This window comes from Methylobacterium sp. EM32, from assembly GCF_040593685.1.
Taxonomy (GTDB): Bacteria; Pseudomonadota; Alphaproteobacteria; order Rhizobiales; family Beijerinckiaceae; genus Methylobacterium.
Genome location: NZ_JBEXZS010000046.1, coordinates 23,623 through 37,345, shown reverse-complemented (window position 1 = coordinate 37,345; position 13,723 = coordinate 23,623). Strand labels below are relative to the sequence as shown.

The following is a 13,723-nucleotide window of genomic DNA, read 5'->3' as shown; positions in this document are numbered from 1 at the left end:
GAAACAATCGAAACCCATCGTTTCCGGAAACGGCTCATGGCGCTGCCCGATTTCGAGGCCTGGGCGATCTTCGCCCGGGTGGCCCAGACCGCGTCGTTCTCCCGCGCCGCGACCGAGCTCGGCCTGTCGAAGGCGACCGTCTCGAAGGCGGTGAGCCGGCTCGAGCGGCGCCTGGGTGCCTCGCTCCTGCACCGCACCTCCCGGCGGCTTGCCCTTACCGAGGCCGGGCGCCTCGCCCTCGACGGCGCCGCCCGCATCCTGGCGGCCGGCGAGGCGGCGGAGGCGGAGGCCCTGGCGCAATCGGCGACGCCCCGGGGCCTGGTGCGCCTCGCCGCCCCGATGTCGTTCGGCCTCGCCCATGTGGCGCCGCTCCTGCCCGACTTCCTCGCCGCGCATCCGGAGGTCGCCGTCGACCTCCACCTGAGCGACGCGCAGGTCGACCTCGTCGGCGACGGCTTCGACCTGGGCCTTCGCATCGCGGCGCTCGCCGATTCGAGCCTGCGCCTGCGCCGCCTCTGCGCCGTCGGTCGCTCGCTCGTCGCTGCCCCCGCCTATCTCGACCGGGCCGGACGGCCGGAGCACCCGCGCGACCTCTCGGGCCATGCCTGCCTCGGCTACGCCTACCTGCCGAACCCGGAGCGCTGGCACTTCCACGACGCGACCGGCGCCGAGGTGACGGTGACACCCGCTGGGCGCTTGCGGGCGAACAACGCCGACGCGCTGACGCCGGCCCTGCGGGCGGGCTTCGGCCTCGCGGTGCAGCCCGACTTCCTGGTCTGGGACGACCTGCGCGCCGGGCGGCTCGAGCGGGTGATGCCGGGCTGGTCGCCGCCGGCGGTCGGGCTGAACCTGCTGATGCCGCCGGGCCCCGCCCGGCCGGCCCGGGTCACGGCCCTGGTGACGTTCCTTGAGCGCCGGCTCGCGGCAGCGCCCTGGGCGGCCGACCGTCCGGCCTCTGTGCCGTCGATGATGGAGCCTCGGGCCGACGGATCGTCCACCACTCCGGGTTACAGAATGCCGGACCCGTAACAATGTGGCTTTACAATGCCCTCGGAATCGTCGAGGGGGCGCATACGACCTTCGTCGTATGTGGAGGAGCGCCCGCGCCACGCGCGGCCGCCGCCGTTTTGTTAGACTAGGTCGTTGATTTCACCGCATTTTTTGCACCCGGATCGGGTTCCCTCGGGGCCCAAAAGGTGCTCTAAGCTCGGTGCGGGGGCCGGGAGGAAGAATGCGATGAAGTTCCGCGTCGAGGTCGATTGCACCCCGGTCGAGGCACGCCAGTTCGTGGGTCTTCCCAACGTGGAGCCGCTGCAGGCGGCGGTGATGGCCGAGGTCGAGCGGCGCATGATGGCCGAGATGGACCGTTTCTCGCCCGACGCAATCATGCGCAGCTGGTTCACTGTCTTCCCCCAGGGCGCGGACCAGATGCAGAACATGTTCCTCAAGATGTTCCAGCAGGGCTTCGGCGCCTCCTCGACCCCGCCGACCAAGTCCGAGTCCTGAACTCAGTCGAAGCCCCGACGTTTGCCGGCTCGGGAGCGGTTCCGGATTTCCGCACTGCAGCGACGACGATGATGCGGATGCTCAGAACCCCGACCGCCGCCGGATGAGCTAAACCCTTGCAATATCAGTCGGGTTGCGGAAGCATAGCGGTGGCACGAACAATGCTGACGCCTGCGGCAGCTCGACCCGCCGATCGAGTATGACCTTAGGGAGGATAACGTGGAACGCAGTCGCGATCTCGACCCGGTCGAGACCCAGGAGTGGCTCGACTCGCTCGACGGCGTGCTGGAGGTCGAAGGCCCGGATCGGGCGCACTTCCTCATCGAGCAGGTCATCGAGGGCGCCCGCAAGAAGGGCGCGCCGGTTCCGTACTCGGCCAACACCGCGTACCTGAACACTATTCCGGCCGACAAGCAGGACCCGCATCCAGGCGACCGGGTGATCGAGCACCGCATCCGCTCGGCGATCCGCTGGAACGCGATCGCCATCATCCTGCGCAACAACAAGGACTCGTCCGAGCTCGGCGGCCACATCGCCAGCTTCCAGTCCGCCGCGACCCTGTACGACACCGGCTTCATGCATTTCTGGCACGGCGCCGAGGGGGAGCGAGGCGGCGACCTGATCTACGTCCAGGGCCATTCCTCGCCGGGCATCTACGCTCGCGCCTACCTGGAAGGCCGCCTGACCGAGGAGCAGATGCTGAGCTTCCGCCAGGAAGTCGGCGGCAAGGGCCTCTCGTCCTACCCGCATCCCTGGCTGATGCCGGATTTCTGGCAGTTCCCGACCGTCTCGATGGGCTTAGGGCCCCTGATGGCGATCTACCAGGCGCGCTATCTCCGCTACCTGCACCATCGCGGGCTCGCCAATACCGACGGCCGCAAGGTCTGGGCGTTCATGGGCGACGGCGAGATGGACGAGCCGGAGTCCCTCGGCGCGATCTCGCTCGCCTCGCGCGAGAAGCTCGACAACCTGGTCTTCGTCATCAACTGCAACCTGCAGCGCCTCGACGGCCCGGTGCGCGGCAACGGCAAGATCGTCCAGGAGCTGGAGGCCAATTTCCGCGGCGCCGGCTGGAACGTCATCAAGGTGCTGTGGGGCTCGGGCTGGGACCAGCTGCTGGCCCGCGACACCACCGGCATGCTGGCGCGCCTGATGGAGGAGTGCGTCGACGGCGAGTACCAGGACTTCAAGTCGAAGAACGGCGCCTATATCCGCGAGCACTTCTTCGGCAAGTACCCGGAGACTGCCGCGCTGGTGAAGGACTGGAGCGACGACGACATCTGGCGGCTCACCCGCGGCGGCCACGACCCGAGCAAGGTCTTCGCGGCCTATTCGGCGGCGGTGAAGCACAAGGGCCAGCCGACCCTCATCCTCGCCAAGACCGTCAAGGGCTACGGCATGGGCGAGGCCGGTGAGGCCCAGAACATCACCCACCAGCAGAAGAAGATGGGCGAGGCGGTCCTCAAGCAGTTCCGCGACCGCTTCCAGATCGACCTCTCCGACGACCAGATCGCCGAGATCCCGTTCATCCGCTTCCCCGAGGGGTCGCCGGAGCACGAGTATCTGATGGCCCGCCGCAAGGCGCTCGGCGGCCCGCTCCCGGCCCGCCGGCAGCAATCGCAGGCCTTGCAGGTCCCGCCGCTCGACGCCTTCTCGGCCCAGCTGAAGGAGACCGCGGGCCGCGAGATCTCCACTACCATGGCCTTCGTGCGGGTGCTCAACACGCTCCTGCGCGACAAGAACATCGGCAACCGCATCGTGCCGATCGTGCCCGACGAGAGCCGGACCTTCGGCATGGAGGGCATGTTCCGGCAGTTCGGCATCTTCAGCCAGGTCGGCCAGCTCTACCGGCCCGAAGACGCCAACCAGCTGATGTATTACCGCGAGGACGAGAAGGGCCAGATGCTCCAGGAGGGCATCAACGAGGCCGGGGCGATGTCGTCCTGGATCGCAGCCGCGACCTCGTACTCGCATTCCGACGCGCCGACGATCCCGTTCTACATCTACTACTCGATGTTCGGGTTCCAGCGCATCGGCGACCTCGCCTGGGCCGCCGGCGACATGCGCGCCCGCGGCTTCATGATCGGCGGCACTGCCGGCCGCACGACCCTCAACGGCGAGGGCCTGCAGCACGAGGACGGCCACAGCCACCTGATCTCGGCCACCATCCCGAACTGCGTCTCCTACGACCCGACCTTCTCCTACGAGGTGGCGGTGATCGTGCAGGACGGCCTGCGCCGGATGTATGCCGAGCAGGAGGACGTGTTCTACTACATCACGGTGATGAACGAGAACTACGAGCATCCCGGCATGCCCGATGGGGCGGCGCCCGGGATCCTCAAGGGGATGTACCTGTTCCGCGAGGGCAAGGCGGGCGGAAAGCTCAAGGTCCAGCTGATGGGCTCGGGCACGATCCTGCGCGAGGTCATCGCCGGGGCCGAGCTGCTGGAGCAGGATTTCGGGATCTCGGCCGACATCTGGTCCTGCCCGAGCTTCACCGAGCTGCGCCGCGAGGCGATGGCGGCGGAGCGCTGGAACATGCTCCACCCGACCGAGCCGCAGAAGAAGTCCTACGTCGAGACCTGCCTCGAAGGCCGTCAGGGTCCGGTGATCGCGGCGACCGACTACATGCGGCTCTTCGCCGACCAGATCCGCCCCTACGTGCCGGGGCGCTACAAGGTGCTCGGCACCGACGGCTTCGGCCGCTCGGATTACCGGGTGCGGCTGCGCGAGTTCTTCGAGGTCAACCGCTACTGGGTCGCCGTCGCGGCGCTCAAGAGCCTGGCCGAGGAGGGCGCCGTGCCGGCCGCCAAGGTCGCCGAGGCGATCGCCAAGTACGGGCTGAACCCGGAGAAGCCGGCCCCCTGGACGGTCTGATCCTCGCCGCGCGCAAGGCCCCCTCTCCCGCTGAGCGGGAGGGGACGGCCTCGTGCGCCCGTCACCTACCGGAGCGGCGCCCGATCGCCCTGCCGTCGAGCACTGCTCCAAGACTTTGATTCAACCGCGTGCCCCGCGACGAACCGGTGTCCACGTCGTCGGACCACGCCCTATCTGCGTCAAGCATAGCAAAGAATTCGGGAGAGCGCGCAGTGTCGATCGAAGTGAAGATCCCCGATATCGGCGATTTCAAGGACATCCCGATCATCGAGATCCTGGTGAAGGAGGGTGACACCATCGGGGCCGAGGACCCGATCGTGTCGCTCGAATCCGACAAGGCGACGATGGAGGTGCCCTCCCCGTCGGCCGGCGTGATCGAGAAGATCTTGGTCAAGGTCGGCGACAAGGTGAGCGAGGGCAGCGCGGTCCTGCTGCTGAAGGGCGAGGGCGAGGAGAAGGCCCCCGCCGCCGCGGCCGCCGCGACCCCGAATGCCGGCGCCGCCCCCTCGGCGGACACCGCCGCCCTGATGCCGCAGCAGGAGCCGAATCCGGCCAAGCCCGCCGCTCCCCCGGTCTCCGCCCCGGCCTCGTCCGCGCCGGACTTCTCGAACGTCCATGCGAGCCCCGCCGTGCGGCGCCTCGCCCGCGAGCTCGGCGTCGACCTGACCGGGATCAAGGGATCCGGCGAGAAGGGCCGGATCACCAAGGAGGACGTGAAGGGCTCGCTGGTGCGCTCCGCCGCTCCCGCCGCCCAGGCCGCTGCGGCCCCCACCGGCGGCATGGGCATCCCGGAGATCCCGGCGGTCGACTTCTCGAAGTTCGGCCCGACCGAAATCCGGCCGCTGCCGCGGATCAAGAAGATCTCCGGCCCGCACCTGCACCGCGCCTGGCTCAACGTGCCGCTCGTCACCCATTCGGACGAGTCGGACATCACCGAGACCGATGCCTACCGCAAGGAACTCGACACCGCCGGCAAGGATAAAGGCTACCGCGTCACTCTGCTGTCGTTCCTGATCAAGGCCGCGGTCTCGGCCCTGCGCCAGCACCCGGAGTTCAACTCGTCGCTGAACCCCGAGAAGGACGCGCTGATCCTGAAGAAGTTCTACAACATCGGCGTCGCCGTCGACACGCCGGACGGCCTCGTCGTCCCGGTGGTCAAGGATGCCGACCGCAAGGGGATCGTCGAGATCAGCCAGGAGCTGGGCTCGCTGTCGAAGAAGGCCCGTGACGGCAAGCTCGGCAGCGGCGACATGCAGGGCGCCACCTTCACGATCTCGTCGCTCGGCGGCATCGGCGGCACCGGCTTCACGCCGCTCGTCAACGCCCCCGAGGTCGCGATCCTGGGCGTCGTGCGCTCCAAGATGGCGCCGGTGTGGAACGGCTCCGAGTTCAAGCCGCGGCTGATGCTGCCGCTCTCGGTCTCCTACGACCACCGCGTGATCGACGGCGCGCTGGCCGCGCGCTTCACCCGCCACATCGCCCACGTCCTCGAGGACGTCCGGCGCCTCGTCGTCTGACGAACGAAACCGCGAGGTGATCCGATGAGCAACGAAGTCCGTCTGCCGGACATCGGCGACTTTAAGAACGTTCCGGTGATCGAGGTGCTGGTCAAGGCCGGCGACACGATCGCCGTCGACGAGACCATCGTCGTCCTGGAATCCGACAAGGCGACCATGGACGTCCCCTCCTCCGTGGCCGGCAAGGTCGTGGAGGTGAAGGTCAAGCCCGGCGACACGGTCACGGAAGGCGACCTGCTGCTGGTGCTGGAGGGCGCGGCCGCGGCCGGGCAAGCGAAGCCGGCGGTCGCCGACAAGGCAGCGCCTTCTCCCGCGGCAGCGGGCGGCTCGTCGCTCGCGGCGGGTGCGGGCCAGGCCGGCTACGGCTCGCCCGCCACCGCCGGCGGGCAGGGCGCGTCCGCGGCACCCGCCCCCAAGGGCGCGGCCCCGGTCTCCGGCGAGGAGATGCGGGCCGAGGTGCTGGTGCTCGGCGCCGGTCCCGGCGGCTACACGGCGGCGTTCCGCGCCGCCGACCTCGGCAAGAAGGTGATCCTGGTCGAGCGCTGGCCGAGCCTCGGCGGGGTGTGCCTCAATGTCGGCTGCATCCCCTCGAAGGCCCTGCTCCACGCCGCCAAGGTGATCGACGAGAGCCAGGCGATGGCCTCGCACGGCATCAGCTTCGCCGCGCCGCAGATCGACATCGACCAGCTCCGCAGCTGGAAGGAGGGCGTGGTCAAGCGCCTGACCGGCGGCCTCGGGGGGCTGGCCAAGCAGCGCAAGGTGACCGTCGTCACCGGCACCGCCCGCTTCGTCAGCCCGCACCAGATCGAGGTCGAGCACGAAGGCAAGACGACGATCATCGGCTTCGACAACGCGGTGATCGCCGCCGGCTCCGAGCCGATCAAGATGCCGTTCATCCCGCACGACGATCCGCGGGTGATCGACTCGACCGGGGCGCTGGAGCTCGACGGGGTGCCGAAGCGCCTCCTCGTCATCGGCGGCGGCATCATCGGCCTCGAGATGGCGACGGTCTACCACGCCCTCGGGTCCAAGGTGACCATCGTCGAGCTGATGGACCAGATCATCCCGGGCGCCGACAAGGACATCGTCACGCCGCTGTTCAAGCGGATCTCGAAGCAGTACGAGGCGATCCACCTCAAGGCCAAGGTCACGGCCGTCGAGGCGCTGCCGGAAGGCCTCAAGGTGACGTTCGAGGGCGGCTCGGCCCCGGCGACCGACACCTTCGACAAGATCCTGGTCTCGGTCGGCCGCCGTCCCAACGGCAAGCTGATCGGCGCCGAGGCCGCCGGCGTCGCGGTGGACGAACGGGGTTTCATCCCGGTCGACAAGCAGATGCGCACCACCGCGCCGCACATCTTCGCCATCGGCGACGTGGTCGGCCAGCCGATGCTGGCCCACAAGGCGGTGCACGAGGGCAAAATCGCGGCGGAAGCGGCCGCGGGCAAGAACTCGTTCTTCGACGCCAAGGTGATCCCGTCGGTGGCTTACACCGATCCGGAGGTGGCCTGGGTCGGCCTGTCCGAGACCGAGGCCAAGGCCAAGGGCATCAAGGTCGGCAAGGGCGTGTTCCCCTGGGCGGCGAGCGGCCGCTCGCTGTCGCTCGGGCGCGACGAGGGCCTGACCAAGGTGCTGTTCGACGAGGAGTCGAACCGCATCGTCGGCTGCGGCATCGTCGGCCCCTCGGCCGGCGACCTGATCGCGGAGGCCGCGCTCGCCATCGAGATGGGGGCGGATGCCGAGGATATCGGGCTGACCATCCACCCGCACCCGACCCTGTCGGAGACGGTCGGCATGGCGGCCGAGGCCTTCGAGGGCACGATCACCGACCTCTACATGCCGAAGAAGAAGGCGCATTGAGGTGATCATCTTGGTGTGAGGCGGCGGCATCGCCGCCGTCCCACGAGACACTCATCAAATAAAGCGCGGGCCCCCCTCTCCCGTTTGGGAGAGGGGTAGGGGTGAGGGTGACACGCTTCAGTGTAATCCTGAGAGAGTCGTGCTGGTAACGGAACGGTCGGCGCCTTCTGCGGAACCGTAGCACCCTCACCCCCGACCCCTCTCCCACACGGGAGAGGGAGGTCCCGCGCTTCATCTTCGAACGACCATCGAAACGTCAGCATAGTGGCTTGCGCAACAGGCGGCTGGGTCGGGGCTACGCGTCCTAGCCCTGGCGTTCTCGCGCCCGTAAACACTTCTGCCCGCTACAAACGAGCGGGATCAGACCCGAACCTTGAGCGTTCCCATCCCGATCGGCGCCCGACGAAGGCGCCGGCCGGGAAATGACCCCGCGCGCCTCGGCGCGCTCCGCCATCCCGTACGCACATCAGGAGGACACGCCATGGACGAGCAACTCGAGAAGGCCGCCCTCGACTACCATCGCTTCCCGACGCCCGGCAAAATCGCCGTGCTGCCGACCAAGGATATGAGCACGCAGCGCGACCTCGCGCTCGCCTACTCGCCGGGCGTCGCCGCCGCCTGCCTCGCCATCGAGAAGGACCCGGCCCAGGCCGCCGAGCTCACCTCCCGCGGCAACCTCGTGGCGGTGATCTCGAACGGCACCGCGGTTTTGGGTCTCGGCAATATCGGGGCGCTCGCCGGCAAGCCGGTGATGGAAGGCAAGGGCTGCCTCTTTCGCAAGTTCGCCGGCATCGACGTGTTCGACATCGAGATCGACGAGACCGATCCGGACAAGCTCGTCGACATCATCGCGAGCCTGGAGCCGACCTTCGGGGGCATCAACCTCGAGGACATCAAGGCGCCGGAATGCTTCGTGATCGAGACCCGCCTGCGCGAGCGGATGAAGATCCCGGTCTTCCATGACGACCAGCACGGCACCGCGATCATAGCCGCCGCCGCGATCCTCAACGGCCTCGAAGTGGTCGGCAAGAAGATCGGCGAGGTGCGCGTCGTCTGCTCGGGCGCGGGTGCCGCCGCCATCGCCTGCCTCAACCTGCTGGTGAGCCTCGGCCTCGACAAGAAGAACGTCCTCGTCACCGACAGCCGCGGCGTCATCTACCAGGGCCGCAACAACCTCGACGCCCAGAAGGCGGAATACGCCCAGGTCACGGAAGCCCGCACGCTGGCCGACGCGGTGCCCGGCGCCGACATCTTCCTCGGCCTCTCGGCCGCCGGCGCGCTGACGCCGGAGATGGTCAAGGGCATGGCCGACAAGCCCCTGATCCTGGCGCTGGCCAATCCCGAGCCCGAAATCCGGCCCGAGGCCGCCAAGGCCGTGCGCCCGGACGCGATCATCGCCACCGGCCGCTCGGATTATCCGAACCAGGTCAACAACGTCCTGTGCTTCCCGTTCATCTTTCGGGGGGCTCTCGACGTCGGCGCGACCACGATCAACGAGGAGATGAAGCTCGCCGCGGTGCGCGCCATCGCCGAACTCGCCCGGGCCGAGCAGTCGGACGTGGTGACGGCGGCCTACGGCACGCAGGACATCGCCTTCGGCCCCGACTACCTGATCCCGCGCCCGTTCGACCCGCGGCTGATCACCAAGGTCGCGCCCGCCGTGGCGCTTGCCGCCACCGAGAGCGGCGTCGCGACGAAGCCGATGCTCGACGTCGAGGCCTATCGCCGCTCGCTGGAGACCCGCGTCTACACCTCCGGCACGGTGATGCAGCCGGTCTTCGCCGCGGCGAGCGAGGCGGCCCGCGCCCGGGTCGCCTACGCCGAGGGCGAGGACGACCGGGTGCTGCGGGCCGCGCAAGTGGTGGTCGACGAGGACTTGGCCCGCCCGGTGCTGGTCGGCCGTCGCGAGGTGATCGCCGATAAGATGAAGGCGCTCGGGCTGCGCATCGAGGTCGGCCGCGACGTCGACGTGCAGGACCTCGACGACGAGGCGTTCCAGGCTCAGGCCGCGCAGGGCTATTACGCTCAGCGTAAGCGCCATGGCCTGTCGCGCGAGGTGGCGCTCGCGGAAGCGCGCCGCAACCCGACGCTGGTCGGCGCGATGCTGCTGACGCTCGGCCAGGTCGACGGCCTGCTCTGCGGCGGTACCGGCTCCTATCACAGCCACCTGCGCCACGTGCGCGAGGTGATCGGCATGGCGCCGGGGGTGAAGTCGCTCACCGCCATGAGCCTCCTGCAGCTGCCGCGGCACACCCTGTTCATCTGCGACCCCTACATCCACCTCGATCCGGGCGCGGAGGAACTGGCCGACATGACGCTCCTGGCCGCGGCCGAGATGCGCCGCTTCGGTCAGACCCCGCGGGTCGCGCTCGTCTCGCATTCGAGCTTCGGCACCGCCCGCAACCCCTCGGCCGAGAAGATGCGCACAGCGCTCTCGCTCATCACCGAGCGGGCGCCGGACCTCGAGGTCGAGGGCGAGATGCAGGCCGACGCGGCGCTGAGCTGGCCGCTGATGGAGCGGGTGTTTCCGGAGTCGCGCCTCACCGCGGAGGCCAACCTCCTGGTGATGCCGAACCTGGACTCCGCCAACATCACCCTGAACGCCCTCAAGGTGGTGGCCGGGCAGGGCATCAGCGTCGGCCCGATCCTGCTCGGCGCCGCCGCCCCGGTCCACATCCTCACCCACACCACCACCGTGCGCGGCATCGTCAACATGACGGCGGTGACGGCGGTCGCGGCGGGAGCAGCGAAGGCGGGCTGAGGCGGGGCGGGACCGCCGGGCGTCAGGCCCGGCGGTCCCGCTCGATCCGTCGCCCCACGGTTTCGTCTGATCCGACACCGATGAGTGCGATCCCCCTCCCCTATGGGGAGAGGTGTACAGGTGCTGGTCGCACGGGCCGGACTATCACCCGGCTTTCACGCGGCCAAAACGGCGGTCGGAGCCCGTTTGCACTCACCGGCGGATTTTGCATCCGCCATCGTCATCCCGGGTTCTCGCCTTCGTCGAGCCCCGGGATGACGCAGAGAGCGAACTCTCCGTGCGCAGGATCGATCGACGCAACAAGCCAACAGGCCCTCATCGATTCACGATGAGGGCCTGTTGGCTTGTCCAATGATATTGGCGAAAGCTGCGTCGGTCCCGGACTGCACAGCGGATCCCGGATCAATCCAGGCGTAAAGCTCAGCTCTTCTTGCGGAATGCGTCCAGGCTGACCACCGAAGCGCCCTCCTGAGGGGCGTCGGTGCGATCGGCGGCCTCGTCGGCCTTCGGCTCGGCCGCGGAATCGTCCTTGGGCGAGGCGTCCTTGGCCGCCGGCTTGGCCTCGGCCTTCGCCGCGGGCACGATCTTCGGCAGGTTGCTGCCGATCGCCGGGACCTTCGGCTGCGCCTCGCTCGGCTCGGAGCCGGCGCCGCGGATAGCCCGCAGGGAGGTGGTGCCGGCGGGGGCCGCGTCCTCGCTGGTCGCCGTGCCGTCGTTGAGCTCGAACTTGAGGCCGAACTGCACCGAGGGGTCGAAGAAGCCGGTCACCGCCTCGAACGGCACCAGCAGCCGCTCCGGCACGCCGGAGAAGGACAGCCCGACCTCGAAGGTGTGCTCGGTGACGCCGAGGTCCCAGAACTGGTGCTGGAGGACGATCGTCATGTCCTGCGGGTACTTCTCCCGCAGGCGCTGCGAGATCCGCACGCCGGGATAGTCGGTCCGGAACGAGACGTAGAAGTGATGCTCGCCGGCCAAGCCGTCGCGCGCCGCATCGCCCAGCACCTTGCGCACGACATTGCGCAGGGCATCCTGCACCAGGAGATCGTAGCGAATCAGATCGTCTGCCATCAACCGTTGCCTGGCGCCGCATCGCTCGCGGGGAGGGAATTCGAGTGGAGGCTTCTGTTGCCAGGTGCCTCCGAACCCCGCCTATTCGGTGCTACCCGGTAGGACTTCGTTTGGTCTTGGGGACCGCTTACGCGGCCACCGCCACCGGAGCAAAGTTGTCGTTGGCAACTATTGCATTGGCCCGATTACGGCGGAACCATGCCGAGCGAAAGCTCAACCTTTACGCCCTCGTCGATCCTATTTCGCCCCCGCCGAAGCCCGAACCGAACGGGCCGTTCCGGGCTTGGGTGGAGGCGCCGGGTACCGCCCCCGGGTCCGATAGGTTTATTCCGAAGAACGTTTATCGCCATAGCCGGCCTCGCGACCGGCAAGGCGAATATAGAGGGTCCCGTGCCGCTTTTGAAGCCCGCCGCGCGCCATTCTGTGACCGTTTCGCGATGTGATGCGCCGACGCCAGCCTCCGGGGGCCCGAAAACGCATCCCCAAGGCCGTCCCTGGCTCGGCGTCGCCGTCGCCATCCTGTGGGCGCTGGTCCTGCAGGTGGCCGCGTTCGGGCTCTCCTACGGGGCGGTCGCGGCGATCGGTCGCCTGCCGGCCCCGCCGCCCGGCCTGCTGCCGTTCCCGTCCCTGAGTAGCAGCGAGCGGGCGCTGCTCGCTCTGACGGTGCTGCCGCATGCCGCGCTCGCGCTCCTCGTCCTCGCCGGCCGGATCCGGCTGGGCCGGCGCCTCGGCTTTACCCGCCCCGCCCTGTCGCGGCGCGCGGTGCTGCTGGTCCTGCTCTGGCCGCCGCTCCAGGTCGCGGGCACCGCCCTGCTGCTTCTGCTCACGGGCCAGGCGCCGGTCCGGGCCTGGCGGCTGTCGCCCTCCCTCACCGGCGGGGTGCTCTGGAGCTGGATCCTGTGGCTGGTGGTGCTGGCGCCGCTGGCGGAAGAGATGTTGTTTCGCGGCGACCTGTTCGGGCGCCTCTCCCGTCTCTTGTCCCCTGCCGCCGTGGTCGCGGTCAGCGCCGCGGTCTTCGCACTCTGCCACGCCGAGCGCGGCCTGCTTCAGCCGGTCTCGGTCCTGCCCCTGGGGGTGGCCTTGGGACTGATGCGGCTGTGGACCGGCAGCCTGTGGCCCTGCATCGCGCTCCATGCGGCAAGCAACGGCGCCGTGATCCTGGCGCGGGTGTGGAGTACCGGCTGATTCCGCGTCCCGGGCGCTGCGATTCCAGCCAGACCCGCGTTATCCTGCCGGGCTACGCGGCCGGAGCGGGACACCGCCTCCCCGCTCAGAGTCTTTGGAAGCCCGCCGGGCGCCGAACGGTGCCCCGGGTCGTTTTCACGCGGAGGATGTCCGCCATGCGCCCCTACCACGCCCTCCTCCAGCGCATCCTCGACGACGGCGTCGAGAAGCACGACCGCACCGGCACCGGCACCTTATCGGTGTTCGGCCACCAGATGCGCTTCGATCTCGCGGAAGGCTTCCCGCTCGTGACGACGAAGCGGCTGCACCTGAAGTCGATCATCCACGAGCTCCTGTGGTTCCTCGCCGGCGACACCAACGTCGCCTACCTGCAATCGAACGGCGTGACGATCTGGGACGAGTGGGCCGACGAGCACGGCGACCTCGGCCCGGTCTACGGTCGGCAGTGGCGATCCTGGGCCAAGCCCGACGGCGGCAGCGTCGACCAGATCGCCTGGGTGCTCGACGAGATCCGCCGCAACCCGGATTCGCGCCGCCTCGTCGTCTCGGCCTGGAACCCGGCCGACCTCGACCGCATGGCGCTCGCGCCCTGCCACTGCCTGTTCCAGTTCTACGTCGCGGATGGGCGGCTGTCGCTCCAGCTCTACCAGCGCTCGGCCGACGCCTTCCTCGGCGTGCCGTTCAACATCGCCTCCTACGCGCTCCTCACCCACATGATGGCGCAGGTGCTCGACCTGACGCCGGGCGACTTCGTCCACACGCTCGGCGACGCGCATCTCTATTCCAACCACATCACCCAGGCGCGCGAGCAGCTCTCCCGCGCGATTCGCCCGCTGCCCCGCCTGCATCTCGACCCGTCGGTGCGCTCGCTGTTCGATTTCCGCTACGACGACATCGGCATCGAGGGCTACGACCCGCACCCGGCGATCCGGGCGCCGGTGGCGGTCTGAGA

General features: G+C 68.9%; 9 protein-coding genes and 1 other RNA gene. 8 read left to right on the top strand and 2 right to left on the bottom strand.

Features of this window, described 5'->3' with window-relative positions; translation table 11 throughout:
- Positions 1 to 36 precede the first annotated feature (36 nt).
- The 6 genes from ABZT49_RS07100 to ABZT49_RS07075 all read left to right on the top strand — a co-directional run bounded on the left by ABZT49_RS07100 (position 37) and on the right by ABZT49_RS07075 (position 10,518).
- Positions 37 to 1,029: a LysR family transcriptional regulator gene (locus ABZT49_RS07100; RefSeq protein WP_355284852.1), complete on the top strand. Its 993-nt coding sequence runs from the start codon at positions 37 to 39 to the stop codon at positions 1,027 to 1,029.
- A gap of 207 nt (positions 1,030 to 1,236) precedes the next feature.
- Positions 1,237 to 1,506, top strand: coding sequence for a DUF6489 family protein (locus ABZT49_RS07095; RefSeq protein ID WP_355284850.1), 270 nt, complete (start codon positions 1,237 to 1,239; stop codon positions 1,504 to 1,506).
- A gap of 219 nt (positions 1,507 to 1,725) precedes the next feature.
- Positions 1,726 to 4,383, top strand: a complete 2,658-nt coding sequence (gene aceE / locus ABZT49_RS07090) for a pyruvate dehydrogenase (acetyl-transferring), homodimeric type (protein WP_355284847.1) — start codon at positions 1,726 to 1,728, stop codon at positions 4,381 to 4,383.
- A gap of 185 nt (positions 4,384 to 4,568) precedes the next feature.
- A complete protein-coding gene (gene aceF / locus ABZT49_RS07085; protein WP_355284960.1) occupies positions 4,569 to 5,900 on the top strand; it encodes a dihydrolipoyllysine-residue acetyltransferase in 1,332 nt (443 codons plus the stop codon).
- A gap of 24 nt (positions 5,901 to 5,924) precedes the next feature.
- Positions 5,925 to 7,757: a dihydrolipoyl dehydrogenase gene (gene lpdA / locus ABZT49_RS07080; RefSeq protein ID WP_355284845.1), complete on the top strand. Its 1,833-nt coding sequence runs from the start codon at positions 5,925 to 5,927 to the stop codon at positions 7,755 to 7,757.
- A 481-nt stretch (positions 7,758 to 8,238) separates the two neighbouring features.
- Positions 8,239 to 10,518, top strand: a complete 2,280-nt coding sequence (locus ABZT49_RS07075; RefSeq protein WP_355284842.1) for an NADP-dependent malic enzyme — start codon at positions 8,239 to 8,241, stop codon at positions 10,516 to 10,518.
- A gap of 420 nt (positions 10,519 to 10,938) precedes the next feature.
- On the opposite strand, the gene ABZT49_RS07070 is transcribed toward ABZT49_RS07075, so the two are convergent.
- Together ABZT49_RS07070 and ssrA are read right to left on the bottom strand one after the other, a co-directional pair.
- Positions 10,939 to 11,586, bottom strand: a complete 648-nt coding sequence (locus ABZT49_RS07070) for a ClpXP protease specificity-enhancing factor SspB (RefSeq protein WP_355284839.1) — start codon at positions 11,584 to 11,586, stop codon at positions 10,939 to 10,941.
- Between the two features lie 43 nt (positions 11,587 to 11,629).
- Positions 11,630 to 11,994: a transfer-messenger RNA gene (ssrA, locus tag ABZT49_RS07065) on the bottom strand.
- 132 nt (positions 11,995 to 12,126) lie between these two features.
- On the opposite strand from ssrA, the gene ABZT49_RS07060 reads away from it, so the two are divergent.
- Positions 12,127 to 12,771, top strand: a complete 645-nt coding sequence (locus ABZT49_RS07060; RefSeq protein WP_355284837.1) for a CPBP family intramembrane glutamic endopeptidase — start codon at positions 12,127 to 12,129, stop codon at positions 12,769 to 12,771.
- Positions 12,772 to 12,926: 155 nt separating this feature from the next.
- Positions 12,927 to 13,721 carry a thymidylate synthase gene (locus ABZT49_RS07055; protein WP_355284835.1) on the top strand — a complete coding sequence of 265 codons (795 nt, stop codon included), beginning with the start codon at positions 12,927 to 12,929 and terminating at the stop codon, positions 13,719 to 13,721.
- The last annotated feature ends 2 nt before the right edge of the window (positions 13,722 to 13,723 follow it).